Source organism: Flavobacterium kayseriense (assembly GCF_014305095.1).
GTDB lineage: Bacteria > Bacteroidota > Bacteroidia > Flavobacteriales > Flavobacteriaceae > Flavobacterium > Flavobacterium kayseriense.
Window position 1 is genome coordinate 118,949 of the sequence record NZ_JACRUI010000004.1, and the last position, 20,502, is coordinate 139,450.

General features: G+C 33.7%; 14 protein-coding genes. 3 read left to right on the forward strand and 11 right to left on the reverse strand.

Annotated elements, in window-relative coordinates:
- Nucleotides 1-39: 39 nt before the first annotated feature.
- The 7 genes from H8R22_RS11855 to H8R22_RS11885 all read right to left on the reverse strand — a co-directional run bounded on the left by H8R22_RS11855 (nt 40) and on the right by H8R22_RS11885 (nt 7,296).
- Nucleotides 40-855, reverse strand: coding sequence for an SDR family oxidoreductase (locus H8R22_RS11855; protein ID WP_187010602.1), 816 nt, complete (start codon nt 853-855; stop codon nt 40-42).
- Nucleotides 856-906: 51 nt separating this feature from the next.
- Nucleotides 907-1,575 (reverse strand): bifunctional 4-hydroxy-2-oxoglutarate aldolase/2-dehydro-3-deoxy-phosphogluconate aldolase, encoded by a 669-nt coding sequence (locus tag H8R22_RS11860; protein WP_187010603.1) that lies wholly within the window; start codon nt 1,573-1,575, stop codon nt 907-909.
- A 6-nt stretch (nt 1,576-1,581) separates the two neighbouring features.
- Nucleotides 1,582-2,604, reverse strand: a complete 1,023-nt coding sequence (locus H8R22_RS11865) for a sugar kinase (RefSeq protein WP_187010604.1) — start codon at nt 2,602-2,604, stop codon at nt 1,582-1,584.
- 27 nt (nt 2,605-2,631) lie between these two features.
- Nucleotides 2,632-4,032, reverse strand: a complete 1,401-nt coding sequence (gene uxaC, locus H8R22_RS11870; protein WP_187010605.1) for a glucuronate isomerase — start codon at nt 4,030-4,032, stop codon at nt 2,632-2,634.
- Nucleotides 4,033-4,049: 17 nt separating this feature from the next.
- Nucleotides 4,050-4,835: a gluconate 5-dehydrogenase gene (locus H8R22_RS11875; RefSeq protein WP_187010606.1), complete on the reverse strand. Its 786-nt coding sequence runs from the start codon at nt 4,833-4,835 to the stop codon at nt 4,050-4,052.
- Nucleotides 4,836-4,841: 6 nt separating this feature from the next.
- Nucleotides 4,842-5,678 carry a 5-dehydro-4-deoxy-D-glucuronate isomerase gene (gene kduI / locus H8R22_RS11880; RefSeq protein WP_187010607.1) on the reverse strand — a complete coding sequence of 279 codons (837 nt, stop codon included), beginning with the start codon at nt 5,676-5,678 and terminating at the stop codon, nt 4,842-4,844.
- Nucleotides 5,679-5,850: 172 nt separating this feature from the next.
- Complete coding sequence (locus H8R22_RS11885) at nt 5,851-7,296, reverse strand: MFS transporter (protein ID WP_187010608.1); 1,446 nt, start codon at nt 7,294-7,296, stop codon at nt 5,851-5,853.
- A 318-nt stretch (nt 7,297-7,614) separates the two neighbouring features.
- Here H8R22_RS11885 and H8R22_RS11890 point away from each other — a divergent pair, with 318 nt between their 5' ends.
- Nucleotides 7,615-8,556 carry an alpha/beta hydrolase gene (locus H8R22_RS11890; protein WP_187010609.1) on the forward strand — a complete coding sequence of 314 codons (942 nt, stop codon included), beginning with the start codon at nt 7,615-7,617 and terminating at the stop codon, nt 8,554-8,556.
- 271 nt (nt 8,557-8,827) lie between these two features.
- Here H8R22_RS11890 and H8R22_RS11895 read toward each other — a convergent pair whose 3' ends face one another.
- The 4 genes from H8R22_RS11895 to H8R22_RS11910 all read right to left on the reverse strand — a co-directional run bounded on the left by H8R22_RS11895 (nt 8,828) and on the right by H8R22_RS11910 (nt 12,565).
- Nucleotides 8,828-9,325, reverse strand: a complete 498-nt coding sequence (locus tag H8R22_RS11895) for a hypothetical protein (RefSeq protein ID WP_187010610.1) — start codon at nt 9,323-9,325, stop codon at nt 8,828-8,830.
- 216 nt (nt 9,326-9,541) lie between these two features.
- Entirely contained in the window at nt 9,542-10,219 is a 678-nt protein-coding gene (locus H8R22_RS11900) for an ABC transporter ATP-binding protein (RefSeq protein WP_187010611.1), read from the reverse strand.
- Nucleotide 10,220: 1 nt separating this feature from the next.
- Nucleotides 10,221-11,477, reverse strand: a complete 1,257-nt coding sequence (locus H8R22_RS11905) for an ABC transporter permease (RefSeq protein ID WP_187010612.1) — start codon at nt 11,475-11,477, stop codon at nt 10,221-10,223.
- Nucleotides 11,474-12,565: an efflux RND transporter periplasmic adaptor subunit gene (locus H8R22_RS11910; RefSeq protein ID WP_187010613.1), complete on the reverse strand. Its 1,092-nt coding sequence runs from the start codon at nt 12,563-12,565 to the stop codon at nt 11,474-11,476. The genes H8R22_RS11905 and H8R22_RS11910 overlap by 4 nt, the downstream gene beginning before the upstream one ends.
- Nucleotides 12,566-12,790: 225 nt before the next feature.
- Between H8R22_RS11910 and H8R22_RS11915 the strand changes: the two genes are divergently transcribed.
- Nucleotides 12,791-12,988 (forward strand): hypothetical protein, encoded by a 198-nt coding sequence (locus tag H8R22_RS11915; RefSeq protein ID WP_187010614.1) that lies wholly within the window; start codon nt 12,791-12,793, stop codon nt 12,986-12,988.
- 803 nt (nt 12,989-13,791) lie between these two features.
- Nucleotides 13,792-20,247, forward strand: a complete 6,456-nt coding sequence (locus H8R22_RS11920) for a PAS domain S-box protein (protein WP_187010615.1) — start codon at nt 13,792-13,794, stop codon at nt 20,245-20,247.
- Nucleotides 20,248-20,502: the final 255 nt, after the last annotated feature.

Here is a 20,502-nt window from a genome sequence, read left to right on the forward strand (position 1 = left end):
TATAAAGTGTACTTTTTTATTTGATAAATTTCTCGATATCTAAACACCGCTATACACAGAGAAACCTCCGTCAACAGTGATTTTTGAGCCAGTAACAAACTGAGATTCATCACTTAGTAACCAAACGAGTGCTCCTTCGAGTTCTTGTGCTGTCCCAAAGCGATTAAATGGGGTTTTATTGATGATAAGATGGCCTCTTTCAGTTAAGCTACCGTCTTTGTTAGTTAAAAGCGTTCTATTTTGCTCGGTTAATACAAATCCAGGAACTATTGAATTCATCCGGATTTTATCTCCAAAACGCTTTGCCAATTCTACTGCAAACCATTGGGTGTAACAATCTATGGCTGCTTTGCCTAAACTATATCCCAATACTTTAGTAACAGCTAAGTGAGCCGTAACCGAAGAAATATTTACAATACTACCCCTGCCATTATTTTTTATCGCTTCGCCAAAAACTTGTGTTGGTAGTATTGACCCAAACAAATTCAAATTCATCGCTTCTTGAATGGCTGCCATATTGAGTTTGAAAATATCTTGATCAGGCTGTATAACTGCCTCCGGAATATTACCTCCTGCAGCATTAACTAGTCCATCAATTTTGCCAAAAGCTTGTAACATTTTATCCCGAGCTGCAATTAACTGCGCTTCACTAGTTACATCTGCAATCAAAGGAATTGCAATTCCTCCCATTTTTACAATTTCACTAGCCCTTTGGGCTGCAACTTTTCCGTTTCTACCCAAAATCCCAACCGAAGCACCTGCATTACAAACACTTTTTATAAATGAATCACCTATAACCCCAGTTCCTCCTGTAATTACAATAGACTTCCCTGCTAATGCCAAATTATTTTTCAAAATCCTATGTATTATCTTCTATCGTCTTGTTTTGCTCCCTAAATGCATTAATTAACTCCTTAACTCTTTTATAGTTAACAAGGTTTCTTGAACTTTTAATCGCAAGCCTTCAAAGTCTTTATTCGCTAATATTTCGCTTGAAATCAATTGCGACCCAATACCCACGCAGGTTACACCAGCGTCAAACCAACTCTTTAAATTTTCTCTATTAGTAGAAACACCACCTGTAGGCATAATACTAGTCCAAGGGCATGGTCCTTTTATTCCCTTAATAAACTGCGGACCGTAAACGTCTCCAGGAAATAATTTTACAATTTCGCATCCTAATTCTTCCGCCCTTGCAATTTCTGTTAAAGTTCCACATCCAGGCGACCACAGTACTTTTCTGCGATTACAAACCAAAGCGATGTCTTCTCTCAAAACTGGAGTAACAATAAAATTAGCTCCTAGTTGCATATAAAGTGAAGCTGCAGCAGCATCGGTAACTGAGCCAACTCCTAAGATCATTCCAGGTAATTCAGCCAAAGCATATTTATTTAAGGCTCCAAAAACTTCAAAAGCGAAATCACCTCTACTGGTAAATTCCATTAAGCGAGAACCTCCATCGTAACAGGCTTTCAATACCTTTTTACTCAACTCAATATCTGAATGAAAAAATAAAGGAACCATTCCGTTCTCTTTCATCACAGTTGCTACTTCAATTCTTGAATACTTTGCCATAATCTCTTATCTAGATACTAAACCAGAAACATTTCCGTCCAGCATATTTTCAACTTCATTTAAGGTAACTAAATTATAATCTCCTGAAACAGTATGTTTTAAACAACAAGCTGCAACAGCAAAATCTAATGCTTTCTGCTTATCATTTTTGTATTCCAACAATCCATAAATTAATCCTCCCATAAATGCATCACCACTACCTACACGATCTACAACAGGAGTTACTTCTTGAATGGCTGCATTAAAAATTGATTTTCCGTCAAATAAAACACCTCCAATTCTTTGATGCGAAGCACTAACTGAATAACGCAATGTTGTAGCAACAATTTTTAAATTCGGACATAAAGTAAACAACTTACTGTATAAAACAGGGAGTGACTTTAGATCTTCATAATTCGGATCTACTTTGACTTGACCTAACATAAAAAAAGCGGTATCTATATCTCCCAAAACAACATTTGTATAGGCTAACAACTCGGGCATTACTTCACTAGGGGTTTTGCCATATTGCCATAATTTAGCGCGATAATTTAAGTCACAAGAGATCGTTAAACCTAATTGATGCGCTACCTTAACAGCTTCAAGACAAGCTTCGGCAGCACTTTCAGAGATCGCTGTTGTAATTCCGCTCCAATGAAACCAGGTAGCTCCCTCCAGTACTTTTTCCCAATCAATCATTCCTTTTTGAATGGTAGCCATTGCACTGTGAGCACGATCATAGACTACATTACTCCCACGAGTTCCTGCACCAGTTTCTAAATAATAGGTACCTAGGCGCTCTCCGCCAAAAATCACGTTTTTAGATTCTACATTCATCTTACGCATTTCCCTCAAAGCACAAGCACCAATTTCATTTTGTGGTAAGCGAGTTACAAATTCAGCATTTATACCATAATTTACTAACGAAACCCCAACATTGAACTCACCACCACCATAAGTAGCTGTAAATGTTTTCGCTTGCGCAAAACGCAAATGCCTTTCTGTAGAAAGACGCAACATTATTTCACCAAAAGCAACAACTTTATTCATTGTGTTTAAATTAAATACTAGTCTTTATTAAAATTTAAAATACTCCTTGGCATTGTTATAACTAATATCCGACACCATTTTACCAATCCATTCCATATCATTTGGCAACTCCCCTCTTTTTATTTCATCTCCTAAAAGATTACAAAGAATTCTTCGGAAATATTCATGTCTTGGAAATGACAAAAAGCTTCTTGAGTCGGTTAACATCCCTATAAAACAACTAATTAACCCCATATTTGAAAGTGCATTTAATTGTTTTGTCATTCCGTCTTTTTGATCTAAAAACCACCATCCTGATCCAAACTGCACTTTTCCTTTCACGCTTCCATCATTAAAATTTCCAATCATAGTAGCCATCACTTCGTTATCTGCTGGGTTTAGATTATAAATGATTGTTTTAGTCAACTTATCTTTACTATCTAACGCATTTAAAAAGCACGATAGTTTTTGTGCCTGCGGATAATCTCCAATTGAATCCCAACCTGTATCGGGCCCAAGAATTCTATGCATACGGGCATTATTGTTTCGTAAAGCTCCTAAGTGAAATTGTTGTACCCATCCGTATTGATGGTAGGTTTCAGATAAAAACAATAAAATGGCACTTTGAAATTTCAAAGCTTCTTCATTATTCAATACTCCATTTTCTCTTTTCTTTTTGAAAATAGCATCCACTTCACTTTGTGTGAAACTTTCAAAATAAATTTGATCTAAACCATGATCACATAATTTACAACCGTTTTTATCAAAATAGTCTATCCTGTTAAGTAATGCTGTACACAAATTGGTATAATTATTAATTTCTACCTTAGCAGCTTGAGCTAGCGCATCAATGTATTCATTGTAGCCGTCAACTGAAATTAAGATCGCTTTATCAGGCCTAAAGGCAGTACTTACTTTGGTTTTAAAATCGCTTTTGGCCAATTGTTTATGGTACTCTAAAGTATCAATTGGATCTTCGGTAGTACACACAAATTCCGCATTTACTTTGGTAAGTAAATTTTGAGTACTAAATGCCGAGGAATTTATTTTAGCCGAAGCTTGTTCATAAATTGACTCTGCCGATTTTTCATTTAGCAAATCATAAATATCAAAGTAACGAGCTAATTCCAGATGCGTCCAATGATACAAAGGATTACGCATAGTATAAGGAACTGTTTTTGCCCAATTTATAAACTTATCCTTATCAGAACCATTTCCTGTGACAAATTGTTCATTTATCCCTAACGTACGCATGGCGCGCCATTTGTAATGATCACCATTGATCCAAACTTGAGTAATGTTGTCAAAAACGGTATTCTCGGCAATATGCTTCGGAGACAAATGGTTGTGATAATCAATAATAGGCTGATTTTTAGAATAGTTATGGTACAATTCTTCCGCGTATTTATTTTCTAATAAAAAATTATCGTTTATAAATGTAGTACTCATTATAGATGTCTTAAAAATTAATTTTCGTTTGAAGGTTTCCCGATGGTAGCTAATATCCCTCCATCAACATAAACAATTTGTCCGTTTACAAAATTACTTGCTTTTGAAGCAAGGAAAACTGCGGTTCCTGCAAGATCTTCAGGATCTCCCCATCGAGCTGCTGGCGTTCTATTAATAATAAATTCATTAAAAGGATGTCCATCCACACGAATCGGTTCTGTTTGATTAGTTGCAAAATAGCCTGGACCTATTCCGTTCACTTGGATATTGTATTTTGCCCATTCTGTTGCTAGATTACGAGTTAGCATTTTCAATCCTCCTTTGGCGGCAGCATAAGCCGAAACACTATTTCGCCCTAGTTCACTCATCATAGAACAGATATTAATGATTTTCCCTTCCTTGCGTTCAATCATTTGCTTAGCTACTAATTGAGACATAATAAAAGGGCCAACTAAATCCACATCAATCACTTGTCTAAAATCTGCGACAGGCATTGTTATGGCCAATTCTCTTTTTATAATTCCAGCGTTGTTAACCAATATGTGAATATCTCCCAATTCTTGCCCTATTAATTCTATATTTTTTGAAGCAGCATTTTCATCTGTTACATCAAATAAATAACCAGAGACAGTATAACCTTTGCTTTTATAATAGGTAAGCGCTTCTTCCATTTTTGACGGAGTAGTTCCTGTGATCACTAACTCTGCACCAGCGATTGCTAATCCCTCGGCCATAGCCATACCTAAACCATGAGTTCCGCCTGTTATAAGAGCACGTCTACCTTCTAAATTAAATAAAGTCATAGTATTTTATCTTAATTCATTGATTTTGCAAACATCCATATCGCCATAATCTAAATTTTCACCTGCCATTCCCCAGATAAAAGTATAGTTACTAGTCCCTGATCCTGAATGAATGGACCATGGAGGAGAAATTACCGCTTGATGATTGTTCATCCAAATATGTCTTGTCTCTTGCGGTTGCCCCATGAAGTGACATACCGCTTGATTTTCTGGAATATCCAAATAAAAGTAAACTTCCATTCTACGATCGTGAACGTGTGCTGGCATAGTATTCCAAACGCTACCAGGTCTTAATTCTGTCATACCCATTTGCAATTGACAAGTTTTTACTACACCACCAATAATCATTTGATTAACCGTTCGATGATTTGCTGTTTCCATTGTCCCTAATTCTAGTTTATTGGCTTCGGCCAAACTCACTTTTTTCGAAGGATAACTAGTATGTGCTGGAGCTGAATTGATATAGTATTTTGCTGGATTTTTTGGATCAGTACTTTTAAAAAGTACTTCTTTATTTCCACTTCCAATATATAAAGCATCTTTGAAATTCAATTCATAAGTAACTCCTTCAACAACAACAGAACCGCTTCCGCCAACATTTATGATCCCCATTTCTCTTCTTTCTAAAAAATAAGATGCTTTTAATGGATCTATACTCTCTAAGACCAAGTCATTAATAGGAACAGCCGAACCTGCAACATAACGGTCGTAATGCGAATAAGTCAAACTGATCTCATTATTAACCATTAAATTATCAATTAAGAATTCGTCTCTTAATTGTTGTGTATCGTATTTTTTTACTGCTTCTGGACTAGAAGCGTATCTTGAACTATATTTTGCCATAACTTAAATTTTAATGCAATCGATTACAAATGTATTAAATATATCAATAAACCTAAATGTTTATTCATTCGTTAATCCATTTTTCTATTTTAAAAATTGATTTTTGAGTTTTTGATTTTGTAAAAAAGAGATAGAGAACTAGTTCCTTATAATTCAAAATCTTATTAAAATATTACATATCAGTAATTGGCGCGTATTTTGGGACTAAAGTTTTCATCACCGCCCAACCAATTAAGTAACAAACAGCGCAAATGGAGAATATAATAAAGTATCCAGATTCAATACCTTCAAATCCCATGAAAGACATATTCGTTTCTTTACTGTAATCAAACAGCATCCCCGACCCCTTGTTGATAAAAGTTGAGCCAATACCACCAGCTAATCCTCCAATACCGGTAATGGTGGCAATTGCTTTTTTAGGAAACATATCCCCAACGGTCGTGAATATATTAGCTGACCAAGCTTGATGAGCCGCACCGGCAATTCCAATAATAATTACAGGCAACCAATAACTAATATGCCCTAAAGGCTGCGCAATCATTGCCAATAATGGGAAAAACGCAAAAATCAACATGGCTCTCATTCTCCCTTCATAGGGATTCATTCCTTTCTTTTCAACAAAATAAGTAGGTAACCAACCACCAATAATCGATAATAAAGTAATCATATATAAAACAAACAATGGTAAAGCGGCTTGCGTAGAATCCATTCCATAAACCGAACTCAGATAAGCTGGCGTCCAGAATAAGAAAAACCACCATACACCATCCGTCATAAATTTACCAAAAGCAAAAGCCCATGTTTGTTTGTATTGCAAGCATTGTTTTAATGTTACTTTTACTGCGGTTTCTGGCACATATCCTGCAATCTTACTATCTGCAACTACATCTTGCTGAATATATGAGAGCTCATCTGCACTTACCTTAGGATGATTTTCTGGTTTGTCATACATAAAAATCCAAAAACCCATCCATATAAACCCCAAAGCACCAATAATAATGAATGCCATTTCCCAACCAAATGCTTTTGCGATAAACGGAATAGTTATAGGTGCAGCTAATGCACCAACAGTTGCGCCTGCATTAAATATACTAGTAGAAAAAGCACGATCTTTTTTAGGAAAATATTCAGCTGTAGTTTTTATGGCTGCTGGAAAATTTCCTGCTTCACCAAGAGCCAATACAAAACGAGCAAAAATAAATAGAGTAACACTTACCGATATAACCAAGCCAGTATCACTGACTGTTTTTAATGCATCTTTTGCGCCTTCAAAGCCCACAAACCAATTTCCTGTAATAATACCTGAAGTGGCAATACCACAAAAAGCATGTAGGCAAGCTCCGACAGACCAAACACCTATTGCCCAAAGAAATCCTTTTTTAGTATCTAAAACATCAACTAACCTACCTGCAAACAACAACGAAACAGCATAAAAAATAGAGAACAAGGCTGTAATATTACCATAATCATTGTTAGTCCAATGAAATTCTGGTGCAATGAAATCATTCCACGTTAATGAAAGTACTTGTCTGTCTAAATAGTTAATTGTAGTTGCAAAAAAAAGCAAACTACAGATGGCCCATCGATAGTTCCCAATTGATTTAGTTTTATTTGTCATAATTAAAAATTATATGAGTATGAATTGGCTTCGTTGTAAAAAGCGTGGTACTTTCTAAATTTATTACAATTTGAAAGTATCAGATTAAAAATGATTTCACTTATTTAATTAAAAATGTAATCGATTGCACAAATATAACTTTTATAAATTATACTGCAACTTTTTTTTTAAAATAATTAAATTAGCAGAATAAAAAACATTACCGATATAAAAAGTTTGATTAAACTGATAATATATTAAAAAATTAACTTTCGCATTTAAAAATACATTTAGCGATCCCTATCGCAATAATTCAAATCAAACTAAAAACAATTGAAAATGTCAAAAATCATAAAAAAACAAATCATTGTAATTTATAGTATCATAAGCATATTATCATTAAACAATGCTGTATCACAACAGTCCACTTTTCCAATTTGGCCTAATGGAATACCTGGAGAATTAAAAGATTTAAGTTACATCGAAAACCAAGAATTATTTAATAATACCGTCGAGGGAGTAAGTTTTGTAATTAAACCAACACTATCAGTTTACCTTCCTAAAGACCTAAAAGCAAATGGAACTGCAGTTATTATCTTACCAGGTGGAGGTTATTCGCATCTATCAATGAATAAAGAAGGTGTCAAAATTGCAGAATGGTTAAATTCACTTGGCATAACTGCTTTTTTACTAAAATATCGTTTACCGAACGACAAAATCATGAAAGATAAAGCGATTGGACCTTTGCAAGATGCCCAACAAGCTATGCGTTACATCAGAAAAAATTCAACAAACTGGAACATTAACCCTGATAAAATTGGTATCATTGGATTTTCTGCTGGAGGACATTTGGGAGCTACTTTATCTACACAATATGATAAAAAAGTGACTTCTGAAATTGATACCACTAGTGCTAGACCAAATTTTGCTATCCTAATATATCCAGTAATTTCGATGCAAAAAAATATTTCACATTCTGGCTCGAAAACAGCATTGCTTGGAAAAAGACCAAATAAAGAGCTTGTAAACAATTATTCATCTGAAAAAAAAGTGAACCGTCTCACTCCACCAACCTTTCTTGTACATGCAACTGATGATAAATCAGTATCTTTTAAAAATAGTTTGATCTATTACAATACATTACAAAAACATTCGGTTCCAGTCGAATTACATCTTTATGAAAAGGGAGGACATGGATTTGGAATAAAACCAAAAGATATAGATTTAAATTGGACTACAGATTGCAAAAACTGGTTAAAAAACCATGAGTTTATATTGTAATTCAAGCCTTTTGATAAAAATTAATTTTACTTAGTCAAAAGCCCTAAAAAAGAAAGAAGGTGTTCGATTCTAGTCTCATTCACTCCACAAAAACCCTTGTAAACCTTTTTTGTTTACAAGGGTTTTGTTTTTTTAGGCGCCAACTTAAGGTAGTAATTTATACTTTTTTTTGCTGAATTTAGAAAGGGATATTTAGCAAATTTTTAGAATATCATGATATACTGTTAAAGTAAAAACAAACTTAGACCTACTGTTTATTTCAAAATAGCTTTTAAAAAGGCATGTCGTTTTTATCAATTTCTACTTGAATCTTTCTTCTTACTCCTTCTTCTTGGCATTTAAATTTTGAGCATTCATAAATATCATGTACAATACCCTCCTCAACTTCAATAATTAAGTCAAAATAGTTACTTGAATTATTCCCTACAAATGAATAGCCGCTGCACTTGAAATTACATTCTTGTGAATTGCAAAACCCTATGTACTTGTTTAAAAAAGTATCACCTGCGGTAAGAAACACATCCATTGCATTATCCAGTTTCCTGATGAATTTTTTCTTTTCAAAATTCTGATATGTACGATTATCTGCTAAAATAGAATTCACCATATCAATATCTAACTTTTGTAAAAAATACAAAATAGCATCAGCTTGTGTTTTTAGTTTTACTGTCTCTTCAGCTATTATAATATACTTTTTGCTTTTGGTAAAATACTTTACATCCCCAAGTTGAGCGAGCTCTTTCAATAATTTTAGTTTATGTGGATCCATTTATATAATTTTTAAAATAATATTAATTAGCATAGGAACCATTTCATAGTAAAAAAGCACCTGAACTTGACATTATGAGCACAAAGCTTCCTTATAATATAATAAACTTCCTCCCCGTATTTGAGTAGTCAAATCTATCAAGTAAGCCACATCAAAAATATAGATTGTCAAATTTTTTATAATTATAAGGAAAACCCAATATTTAGATCTGATTCTTCAAGAAACGATCTTACCATCCTCCATAGTGATAATTCTATCCGTTTTTTGTGCAAAATCGGGGTCATGCGTAACGATAAGAATGGTTTGGTTATAATCTGTAGCTAATTTTTTGAAGATATCAAATACAATATCTCCACTTTTACGATCCAAATTCCCAGTAGGTTCATCGCCCATGATGATCAAAGGATCGTTTATTAAAGCACGGGCAATAGCAACCCGCTGCTTTTCGCCTCCACTCAATTGATTGGGCATTTTTAAAGCATGCTGCTCAATTTCTAAGGTTCTTAAGTGCTTCATCGCTTTTTGCTCTAATTCTTGTTTTGAATATTTTCCCAATTTAAGTCCCGGAAGCATAACATTGTTGAGCACATTGTATTCAGGTAATAGGTAATGAAATTGAAATACAAATCCGATTTTCTCATTTCTGATTTTAGCCAAATTTCTATCCGATTGTCCCGTAATTAGTTCATCATGAATAAATAACTGTCCCTCATAATCCGTATCCATTGTGGATAATAAATACAACAAAGTCGATTTACCGCAACCCGATTTTCCTACAATAGAAACAAATTCACCATAATTAATTTTTAAATTAACATCTTTGATGACTTGAAATTTCGTCGGATTATAAAAATATTTCACTAAGCTCCTAGTTTCTAATGCGGTGTTTTTCATCTTATTTTCCTCTAATAATTTCAACGGGATCAACCTTGCTTGCTTTTATCGCCGGAAACAAACCAGAGATGATTGTTGTAGACAGTGCAAACACAATTCCGATACCATAATAACTACTATTATAATCAATGGGATAGGTGGTCACAGAAGGCACAGAAGTCGTCGTGAATGGAATTACATCAATAATACTCGAAAATATATAACCGAAAATTAATCCACAGATACCTCCTGCAACACCAATTATGACAGATAAGGATATAAAAATCCATTTTACATCGCTACCAGAAAATCCTGTGGCTTTGAGAATTGCAATACTATCCATCTTTTCATAAATCATCATATTCAAAATATTATAAATCCCAAAACCAGCTACAATCAACAAGACGATTCCTACTGCATAAGAAATAATGCTTCGAACGGTACTTCCGGTTTCAAATTGCACATTTGCAGCCAAGTAATCCGTTGTATCTAAGTTGAACGTGCTATGGAATTCTTTGGCCATCGCCACAGCTTCTTCTTTGTTATAAAGGTTCACCTGAATATCTGTAATATAATTTTTAGGTTGCCCCAATAATGTTTGAGCGGTCGTCAATGCCGTATAACTCGACATATTATCTATATCGGCAATGCCAGTTTCTGAAATACCTACTATTTTTAAAGAGGCTAAATTCCCATTTGAAGTAGATACTTTTATGATATCTCCTTTTGAAAGTAACATCTTATCCGACAATCCTTTTCCAATAATAATACTGTTATTCTGATTCAAATCTGATAATTTACCTTCTTTTATATAATCACTAATTTTAAAAAGAGTGTTCTCTGCAACCACATCGATTCCGTTCACAAAGCCGGAAATCTCAATTGTCCCAGAATTAAATAAAACAGAGGCCGTTACCTTTGGTGCAACATCAATTACACGTTTGTCTTGCTTCAAAGTACTAATAATCGACATGCTGTTGTAGATCGATCTACCTCTATCTTTTGGTTTGATCGAATGAATGAAAACGGTATTTTTTTTATAATCCTTCGATAATGACAGAGGTTGATTTTCCGATGGTTTTACTTCATTAAACATTCGGATATGCGGCGTTCTATTTAGCATTAGCCCATCGAGCAAATCATTTAAACCGCTCATAAAACTAACCAAAGAGATAAACATAGCGATACTAAAAGTAACTCCCACGGCAGCAACAATAGTTTGTTTCAGTCTGGCTCTTAGCAAGTGAAAAGCGATATTTAAAATCAGTTTGTAATTCACTGTTTTGGAATGTAAATCGTTTCTTCTTTTTTTAATCCTTCTACTATCTCTACCTTTTCGTAATCACTCAAGCCAATTTTTACTTTTCTTTTTTCATCTTCATTTACGAGTACATATTGATTATCTATCAAATAACTTCTCGGAATAGTGATGGCGTTCTTCTTGGTTTTGATAATAATATTGGCTTCGGCCGTTAGGTTAGGATATAGTTTTTGAGGTGGTTGTACAAAGTGCGCTTCGATTTTAAAAGTACGAGAACGCTCGTCCATGATGGGATAAATTTTATCTACTGTAGCGTCAAAAGTTTGTCCTTTGTAACTATCCATCGTTACCACCACTCTTTGACCAATAGCCACTCGAACCATATCGTTTTCGTCTACTTCTAATTCCAATAAAAACGAATCTGATTTACCTATTATGGCAAGCGGAGTCTGATTAGTTACCAAGCTCCCTTCCTTGACTAAGACATCAAATAAACGTCCTGTAAAAGCACTTTTTATATTGTAATCACTTTGCGATTTTTGCGAGTATTTCAGTCTATTACTATTTCGGTTTTGATCATTTTTTAATTGCGATCTGAGTTGCGACAATTGTTTTGTAGTACTTTCATAATTAAGTTTTGAACTTTTATACGTCAGTTCGATTCTTTCAAAATCAACCTCAGAAATACCTTCCAGAGCTCTTACTTTTTTATTCCTATTCAAAAGCGACTCGTCAAGAGTTAGTTTGTCCTTTGCAGCCTGAACTTTAATTTCCATTTCAGCAATGCGATCTTGAATATAACGACTGTTTTCTGCACTCAATTGGAAAGTTAATTGCGCATTTTGAGTATCAAGGTCGGCTTTTTTGCTTTCTATTTCGAATAATAACTGCCCTTGACTAATAGATTCTCCAGCGGTTACTTTTATAGTTTGCAAAATACCGTTTACAGTAGAAAAAACAGTGTATTGATCATCAGCCTTAATTACTCCCGAGGCATAGACACTTTCGGTCACATCACTAACAGTGGGATGTATTCCTTCTACTTTTTTCGAACAAGAAAGCATTAAAAATAAAATGGTGAAATAATAGTAATATTTGAATTTCATTTAACTATCTATTTAATAATATCAGTGAAGAATAATACTTTAAATTTACCGCTTTTTTATGTTTCAAGAAATCTTTACCTGATTTATATTTTTAAGAAATTTAAACTGCAGCTCAACGACATCTAAAAATAACCTAATCGAATACACGAAAATTATGATTTCTATTTCTTGTCAATCTAATTTTATACCACAGTACAAAACAATTTCACTTTAACAGTGTTCTACATGAGTTCCTGCATCCTTATCTATAAAGCGCGTGACGAGTTCGCTCAATTTGATATTGAAGGTTTCGTCTTTCCAAACGGCGAGTTAACACAACATGTAACTAGGACCATAATCACAAATAGCCAGTACGGAAAATCATTAGAGAAGAATCCACTACTAGTTCGAAATATAAATAATCATTTAGTGAGATTCCTTTAGCTATATTTTAAGACAACATACCTGTTTAGTTTGTGTACATTCTTTTGATCATAATTTAAAGTAAAATCATTGGTTTTTCTATGTAGTAAAAACGAACATCAGTTTGATTTTGTCTGTACTGTTGCAATTGCCAGAACTTCTGACAAAGAAATCGTATCGATTGTTTACTATTTCACTGTCTTATTTATGTTCCACTTTTAATGTTACTTCACAATTTAGAGTCTATGGTAAATAAAAAATGATAGCTAACAAAACTAATCACCAATTTCAAAATGTAGCTTATTGTAAAAATTAAAGTAGAAGTATTTCATTTTTAGACTTCATTACGCAGTACACCCTCAAAGACAATAGTCCATTTTGTCATGAAATGTTTTTTTTTTTTAAAATTACTTTACATTCAACTGTTATGATAAAAAACAATTCACTAATCAGTAATCGATTACAAAGTAACAATTAGACTATTTTGCCAACTTTATATATTTAGTAGCTTTATCTTGAAAAATAATTCACAACAGGTTGTTTACGATCAAATTAGAAAAAAAATACTATTATTTTGTACAATAGTATTAAAGTATTATTTTAGGAGAGAAAGAAATTTGTACTTTTTTAAAAATAAAATTTCTATTTTAAAGTCATTATTTTAAATTTTACCTGTATACTTCTAGATTTTTTAAAATAAGACAGCATTGATAAACCTTTAAATTCGTGACGACAATGTTACTAATTAATTGTTTAATTGCAATATTTAAGTTAATCAGAGTAATAAGAAGCCCCAAAGAAATCAATAAATACTTTTTTTTTGCATGAAACAAAATGATTATACCACCCAGCTTTTAGACCAAAGTGCAGCACTTTTTTGGGTAGTTGATAGAGATTACCTACTTGTCTATGCCAATAAAAGTTATCAAAATTTAATGCTGCAAGGTACCGGAGCAAAAAAAGAGCTTAATAAACCCGTTTTTGCAGAAGGTTTTGGCGAAGGCTACACTGAAAAATGGAAAGCATTTTACGATAGAGCATTTCAAGGTGAGCACTTTGAGATAGAGGAACACTTTTATCATCCAGAAACAAAAAAAATTCAATATGGTCAAAATACTTTCGAGCCGTTATATGATGCTGATAGTAAGGTATACGCTATCGCTTGTCAATGGAAAGATATTACCCGAATAGTAAAGCAACGTTCAGAAGCCAATCAATTGATTGATGCCTCATTAGATGTTTTTTGTACAATAAATAGTGAAGGTTATTTTGTTTACATCAGTGCGGCTGTAGTTGACCTGTGGGGCTATTTGCCCGAAGAATTGGTTAATACACCTTTTCTAGATTTAATTTTAGAGGAAGATATCGCTAAAACTAATGCTATTACAAGTGCTATCTTCAACGGGGAAGAAATTAGATCTTTTGAAAACCGATACAAAAAGAAAAATGGGGATATTGCTTATAATTTATGGTCTGCTCGATGGGATAGCGAAACCAAATTAATATACTGTGTTGCCAGAGATGGTAAAGAAAAAAATGAGCATGATAAAATCATCCAGTTAAGCGAACAACGTTTTAAAGCCCTAGTTCAAGAGGGCTCTGATATGGTTACGATATTAGATGAAGATGGTAATTATAAATTTGTTAGTCCCACAAATCAAATAGTCCTTGGCTTTACTCCGGAAGAGTATATTGGTAAAAATGCCTTTCAATTTATACATCCAGATGATGAACAGCGAACTTTAGAGAGTTTAAAAAAAATAAGCCGTACTAAAACAGTTGTTGTAGAGCCTTATCGATTTTTAAATTACAAAAAGGAATGGCGTTGGATTGAAACTGTACTAACAAATATGTTAGATAACCCTGCAATAAACGGTATTGTTTCTAACTCTAGAGACATCACTGATAAAGTAGTACAAGACGCACTAATTCAGCGAAGTGAACTGAGATTTAAGGCCTTAGTTCAAGATGGCTCAGACATGATTAGCATCGTCAATGCAGAGGGTAAGTACATTTATACTAGCCCCACTACGACTTCAATACTGGGAATAACCCCTGAAGATTTCCTCCATAAAAGCGTTTTTGATTTTGTTCATCCAGATGATGCAGCACACTGTATGACGAGTATGAAAGAGGTTATTACTGAAAAAAGAGTAGTTGTACCTCCCTTTCGTCTTAGAGACGGAAAGCATGAATGGCGTTGGATTGAAACAGTCCTAACCAACATGCTTGACAATCCAGCTGTGCAAGGGTTAGTGGCTAATTCGAGAGATATCACTGAAGCTATAAATACTAGAAAACAAATTGAAGCTAGTGAACAGTTTAATCGTACTGTTTTAGAAAGCAGTCCAGATTGTTTTAAAATACTAGACATCGAAGGTCAAATTCAATACATGAATTACAACGGGTTGTGTCAAATGGAAATAGATGATTTCTCAACCGTTAAAAACAAAAAATGGTCGACTTTATGGGGACCTCAAAATGAGCTGTTAGTACAAAAGGCACTAGACAAAGCGTTAAGTGGCGAAGTGGCTCACTTTACAGCCTTATGTGCTACTGCCAAAGGAACACCTAAATGGTGGGATGTCTTAGTATCGCCAGTAGGTAAGCAAGGTGAGCCTATCGATCAAATAATATCAGTATCTCGAGATATTACTAAACAAAAAAAGGAAGAGCAGCGATTAAAATTATTGACGAGTGTAATCACTAATACACATGATGCTGTCTTAATTACCGAAGCTGAACCATTAGATCATCCAGGGCCAATAATTATTTATGTCAATGATGCGTTTACCAAAATGACCGGTTATACTGCTGAGGAAGTAATTGGTAAATCACCTCGCATTCTACAAGGTCCAAATTCAAATTCTGAGGATTTGCAGAAGTTAGGTGAAGCGATAAGGAAATGGGAATCTTATGAAGTGACTACTATTAACTATAAGAAAAACGGGGAAGAATTTTGGATTAATTTTACAGTTACACCTGTAGCTGATAATAATGGATGGTATACACACTGGATTGCTATAGAACGTGATGTCACTCTACAAAAAAATAAAGAATTAGAAAAAGAACTACTTGCACAAATTAGTACTGATTTCAACACGAAAAAAAATTACATAAAAGCGGCTAAATCTTTGTGTAAGACCCTTAGTAATTTTGGGAAATTTGACTTAATTGAATTATGGGTACCCTCTGTAGAAAAAAATGCAATGAAATTGTTATGTCACTACCTAGGAAATCAAAACGATTTAATTTTTTACGATACTACCGAAGGTGTCAATTCATTGCAATTAAACGAAGGTTTATGCGGTACTGTTTGGGCTGAAAAAACACAAATATTATGGGATCGTATCGAAATATCCAAACAATTTGTAAGAAAAAAAGCAGCTGAAAAAATAGGATTAAAATCGCTACTAGGTGTGCCATTAATTATTAAAAATGAGGTTATAGGCGTTCTTCAAATTGGTACTAAGAAAGATGTTGCTTATCTAAAAAAACATTGTGAAATCCTTGCTCACTTAGAACAATTTATTGCGTCAGAATTAAACCGTAAAAAACTAGAAACTGATTTAAACATAATGTTTGCATCTATACCCGATATCGTGTGTACGATTGATTTTAATGGTCGATTTGTGAAAATTAATCAAGCTGTAACTACAATACTTGGTTACACAGAAGAGGAGTTACTATTTCAATCCTACAAACAATTCATTCATCCTGAAGACATTGATATTGCAGCAACAGAATTCGAAAAGATTATCAAAGGACAATCGACCTTTAAATTTGAAGTTCGTTACCTAACTAAAAAAGGAGAAATAGTTTGGCTAAGTTGGAATAGTCAACCTTCCATAGATGAAGGCGTAGTTTTCTCGATTGTAAAAAGTATTACAGAAGAAAAGAAGTTAAGAGAACTGAACGAAAAAGTAGGATCACTCGCTAAAATAGGAAGTTGGGAAGTCGATTTTAGTAATCAATCACTGTATTGGTCTGAGGAGGTTCATAAAATGCACGAAACAGATCCAAATACCTACACACCAGAATTAGAATCAGCTATTACCTTTTACAGAGAAGATTTCCGTGAAATGGTAAAAACTGGAATCTCCAATTCAATAAGCAGCGGTGAAGCCTTTGATTTTGAAGCAGTAGTAGTTACCACAAATAAAAAAGAGATATGGGTTAGATCAATTGGGAACCCTGAATTCATAAATGGCGCATGTACTAAATTTTACGGTAGCTTTCAAGATATCAGTTCTATTAAGGATGTTGAACAGCGATTACAATCTCTTTCAAATAATCTTCCCGGAATTATTTTCCAGTATTTAATACACCCTGACGGAACTGATTCTATTAGATCTATTCAAGGTGATGTTGAAGAATTATGGGGTTTTACAAAACACCAAGTTACTGAGGGTTTCAATATAGTGTGGAATCAAATTAAAAAAGCAGATCACTTCGATGAAGTACAAAACAGCATACTTAGCTCAATTACAAACAAAGCGAAATGGACCAGTCGAGTTAAATATATGCATCCAAATGGGGAGTTACGAACTCACATAGGTCACGGAACTCCTAGTTTTTTAGTTGACGGTACTATCCTATTTAACTCTATTGTTTTAGATATTACGCAAGAGGCTAAAAATGAAATGCTTCTTGAGGAGGCTAGTAAAATTGCACGTTTAGGAAGTTGGGAAATGGATGTTTTAAACGAACGTGAAGATGGTATGTATTGGTCGCCAATTATCTGGGATATTTTAGAACTAGACAAAAATTATGATCCTTCGTTAACCGGTTTAATTGAACTCCAAATTGGAGAAAGCAAAACGCTTACGGAGCGTGCCATAAATCGTTTGATTCAAGACGGAGTTGAGTTTGAAGAAGAATTACTTTTAATCACAGGAAAAGGAAATAAATGTTGGGTTAAGGCATCAGGTAAAAGTGAAAGAATCAATAATGTTTGTGTGAAAATTTACGGAAGTTTCCAAGATATTACCGAACGTAAAAATACAGAACTAAAAATAGTGCAAAGCGAGCAAGAATATCGAGCTTTAGCCTTTCAATTACAATTGCAGCAAACTCATCTCGAAAATGCTCAAAAAATCGCTAAAATAGGAAGTTGGGAAACTAACTTGAAAGATTTTACGCTAAGTTGGTCTGATGAAACCTATCGCATTTTTGGAATTGATAATGATGGCGAGGACATGAACCATCAAAAATTCATGAGCCACGTTCATCCATTAGATCAAGAAAAAGTTGAGAAAGCCTTAGGCGATTCATTAATGGATAGCACGAAGCGTAATCACTTTATTGAACACCGCATCCTATCAAAAGATGGCACAGAAAAAACAGTAGAAGAGCGATGGAAAGTAGATTTTGATGAAAATGAAACTCCTTTAATTGCAGTTGGTAGTTGTCAAGATATTACAGAACGCAAAAAGTCTGAATTAGAGAGAAACAGTTTACTAACCACCATCGAAAATAGCCTTAATGAAATTTATATTTTTGACTATAAAACCTTTAAGTTTAATTATTTAAATAAAGGTGCATTGGTAAATCTTGGCTATACTGAAGATGAGATACGTAATTTAACACCTTTCGACATTAAGCCCGACTTCAACCTAGAATCCTTTAAAGATTTAATTAGTCCACTGATAAATAAAGAAAAAAGCAAAATTATATTTTTCACTTCACATGAACGAAAAGATGGAACCCTATATCCTACTGAAGTTCATTTACAATTAGTGTCAATTGGTAACAAAAAAAGTTTTATTGCCATTGTACTAGACATTACCGAGCGTAAAAAAGCGGAAGAAGAATTCATACTTGTTTATAAAGAAAAAAATAGCATTCTAGAGCGCATCACTGAAGCTTTTGTATCTCTGGACTCCAATTGGTGTTATACTCATATGAACAAAAAAGCGGGGGAAATTTTCAATACTGATCCAGAAACGATAGTGGGTAAACACATTTGGACTGAATTTCCCGAAGGACGTAATCAATCGTTACATCGTGCTTATGAAAAAGCTATGAAAACACAAGAGTATTGCTATGTAGAAGAATATTATGAACCTTATAATATGTGGTTTGAAAATCATATTTATCCATCAACTAATGGTTTATCGGTATTTTTCCGTGATGTTACTGCTCGTAAAAGAATAGAGGAGCAATTGCGCAAATCTAACGAGCGATTTGAAAAAGTAACTGAGGCAACTAACGATGCAATTTGGGATTGGGACATTATAAACAATACTTTTTTCCGTTCAAAAGCTATAGAGCGATTCTTTGGCGGGACAACACTACAGACCTTAGTAGGTACTGATTTATGGAAAGATAAATTTCATGAAGACGATCTTGCAAAAATTCAAGAAAGTGTTAATGAAGCTTTAGCTAATCCTACTGTTAATCGTTGGGAATTTGAATACCGGATATATAATGACAAAAGAGAGATTATTTATATAATTGACAGGGGATTAATCATCCGTGATGATTTAGGTGAAGCAATTCGAATGGTGGGTGCCATGACTGATATTACGCATCAAAAACAATTGACATTGCAATTAAGCGAATTGAACCATAGCTTAAAATTACATGCCCAAGAGCTAGAACGATCTAATGAAGAACTAGAGCAGTTTGCTTTTGTCGCTTCGCATGATTTACAAGAACCGCTGCGAATGATATCCAGTTTTATGGACCTATTGAAGCGCAAATATGGTGATTTACTTGATGAAAAGGCATTACGATACATCTATTTTGCTACAGATGGCGCTACAAGAATGAAGAAAATAATTCTAGATCTACTAGATTATTCAAGAGCTGGCAAATCAACTGAAGAAAAGGAAAGTATTGAATTAAATGAAATTATAAATAGCTACAAATTATTACGAAGAAGTAGTATAAAAAATAAGTCTGTTGAAATTAATTCAGATAGCCTACCAGTGCTATTGTCATACAAAGCAGCAGTAACTCAAGTTTTTCACTGCTTACTTGACAATGCTATAAAGTATTCGACTGAAGGTATTGCGCCTATTATTGAAATTAACGCTTTAGAAAAAGAGCTTGAATGGCAGTTTAGCATAAAAGATAATGGAATCGGAATCGACTCTCAATTCTTTTCAAAAATCTTTGTTATTTTTCAAAGACTACATAACAACGAAGAGTATGAAGGAACGGGTATAGGGCTTTCTATTGTCAAAAGACAAGTAGAGTTTCTAGGTGGTTCGATCTGGGTGGAATCAAAATTGGGCAAAGGTTCAATATTTTATTTTACGATACCAAAAAACTAAATTTATATTAGAACGAAAAACAGTAAAAATGGTTTAAGTAAAATAATGTTTGTAATAAATTGTAAATTAATTCAAGTTTCAATTTTAAAAATATAAAATCTATAATTTAACTACCTAATACCTACTATAATTGATTAGGTAGTTAATTTAGTAACAAAACAAATAGTTACTTTAATAATAGTAGTTGTTAGCCAACTTTTAATAATACATACTGCGTTTTGAAAAAACCACAAATTTTAGGATAACGAGATCAAG

Coding starts and splice junctions, on each gene's coding strand:
- H8R22_RS11875 (WP_187010606.1), bottom strand. CDS start 4,835: ATGACTTTATTTAATTTAGAAGGTAGACGTGCTCTTATAACAGGCGGA.
- H8R22_RS11865 (WP_187010604.1), bottom strand. CDS start 2,604: ATGAATAAAGTTGTTGCTTTTGGTGAAATAATGTTGCGTCTTTCTACA.
- H8R22_RS11900 (WP_187010611.1), bottom strand. CDS start 10,219: ATGAAAAACACCGCATTAGAAACTAGGAGCTTAGTGAAATATTTTTAT.
- H8R22_RS11860 (WP_187010603.1), bottom strand. CDS start 1,575: ATGGCAAAGTATTCAAGAATTGAAGTAGCAACTGTGATGAAAGAGAAC.
- kduI (WP_187010607.1), bottom strand. CDS start 5,678: ATGGCAAAATATAGTTCAAGATACGCTTCTAGTCCAGAAGCAGTAAAA.
- uxaC (WP_187010605.1), bottom strand. CDS start 4,032: ATGAGTACTACATTTATAAACGATAATTTTTTATTAGAAAATAAATAC.
- H8R22_RS11890 (WP_187010609.1), top strand. CDS start 7,615: ATGTCAAAAATCATAAAAAAACAAATCATTGTAATTTATAGTATCATA.
- H8R22_RS11895 (WP_187010610.1), bottom strand. CDS start 9,325: ATGGATCCACATAAACTAAAATTATTGAAAGAGCTCGCTCAACTTGGG.
- H8R22_RS11910 (WP_187010613.1), bottom strand. CDS start 12,565: ATGAAATTCAAATATTACTATTATTTCACCATTTTATTTTTAATGCTT.
- H8R22_RS11915 (WP_187010614.1), top strand. CDS start 12,791: ATGAGTTCCTGCATCCTTATCTATAAAGCGCGTGACGAGTTCGCTCAA.
- H8R22_RS11885 (WP_187010608.1), bottom strand. CDS start 7,296: ATGACAAATAAAACTAAATCAATTGGGAACTATCGATGGGCCATCTGT.
- H8R22_RS11920 (WP_187010615.1), top strand. CDS start 13,792: ATGAAACAAAATGATTATACCACCCAGCTTTTAGACCAAAGTGCAGCA.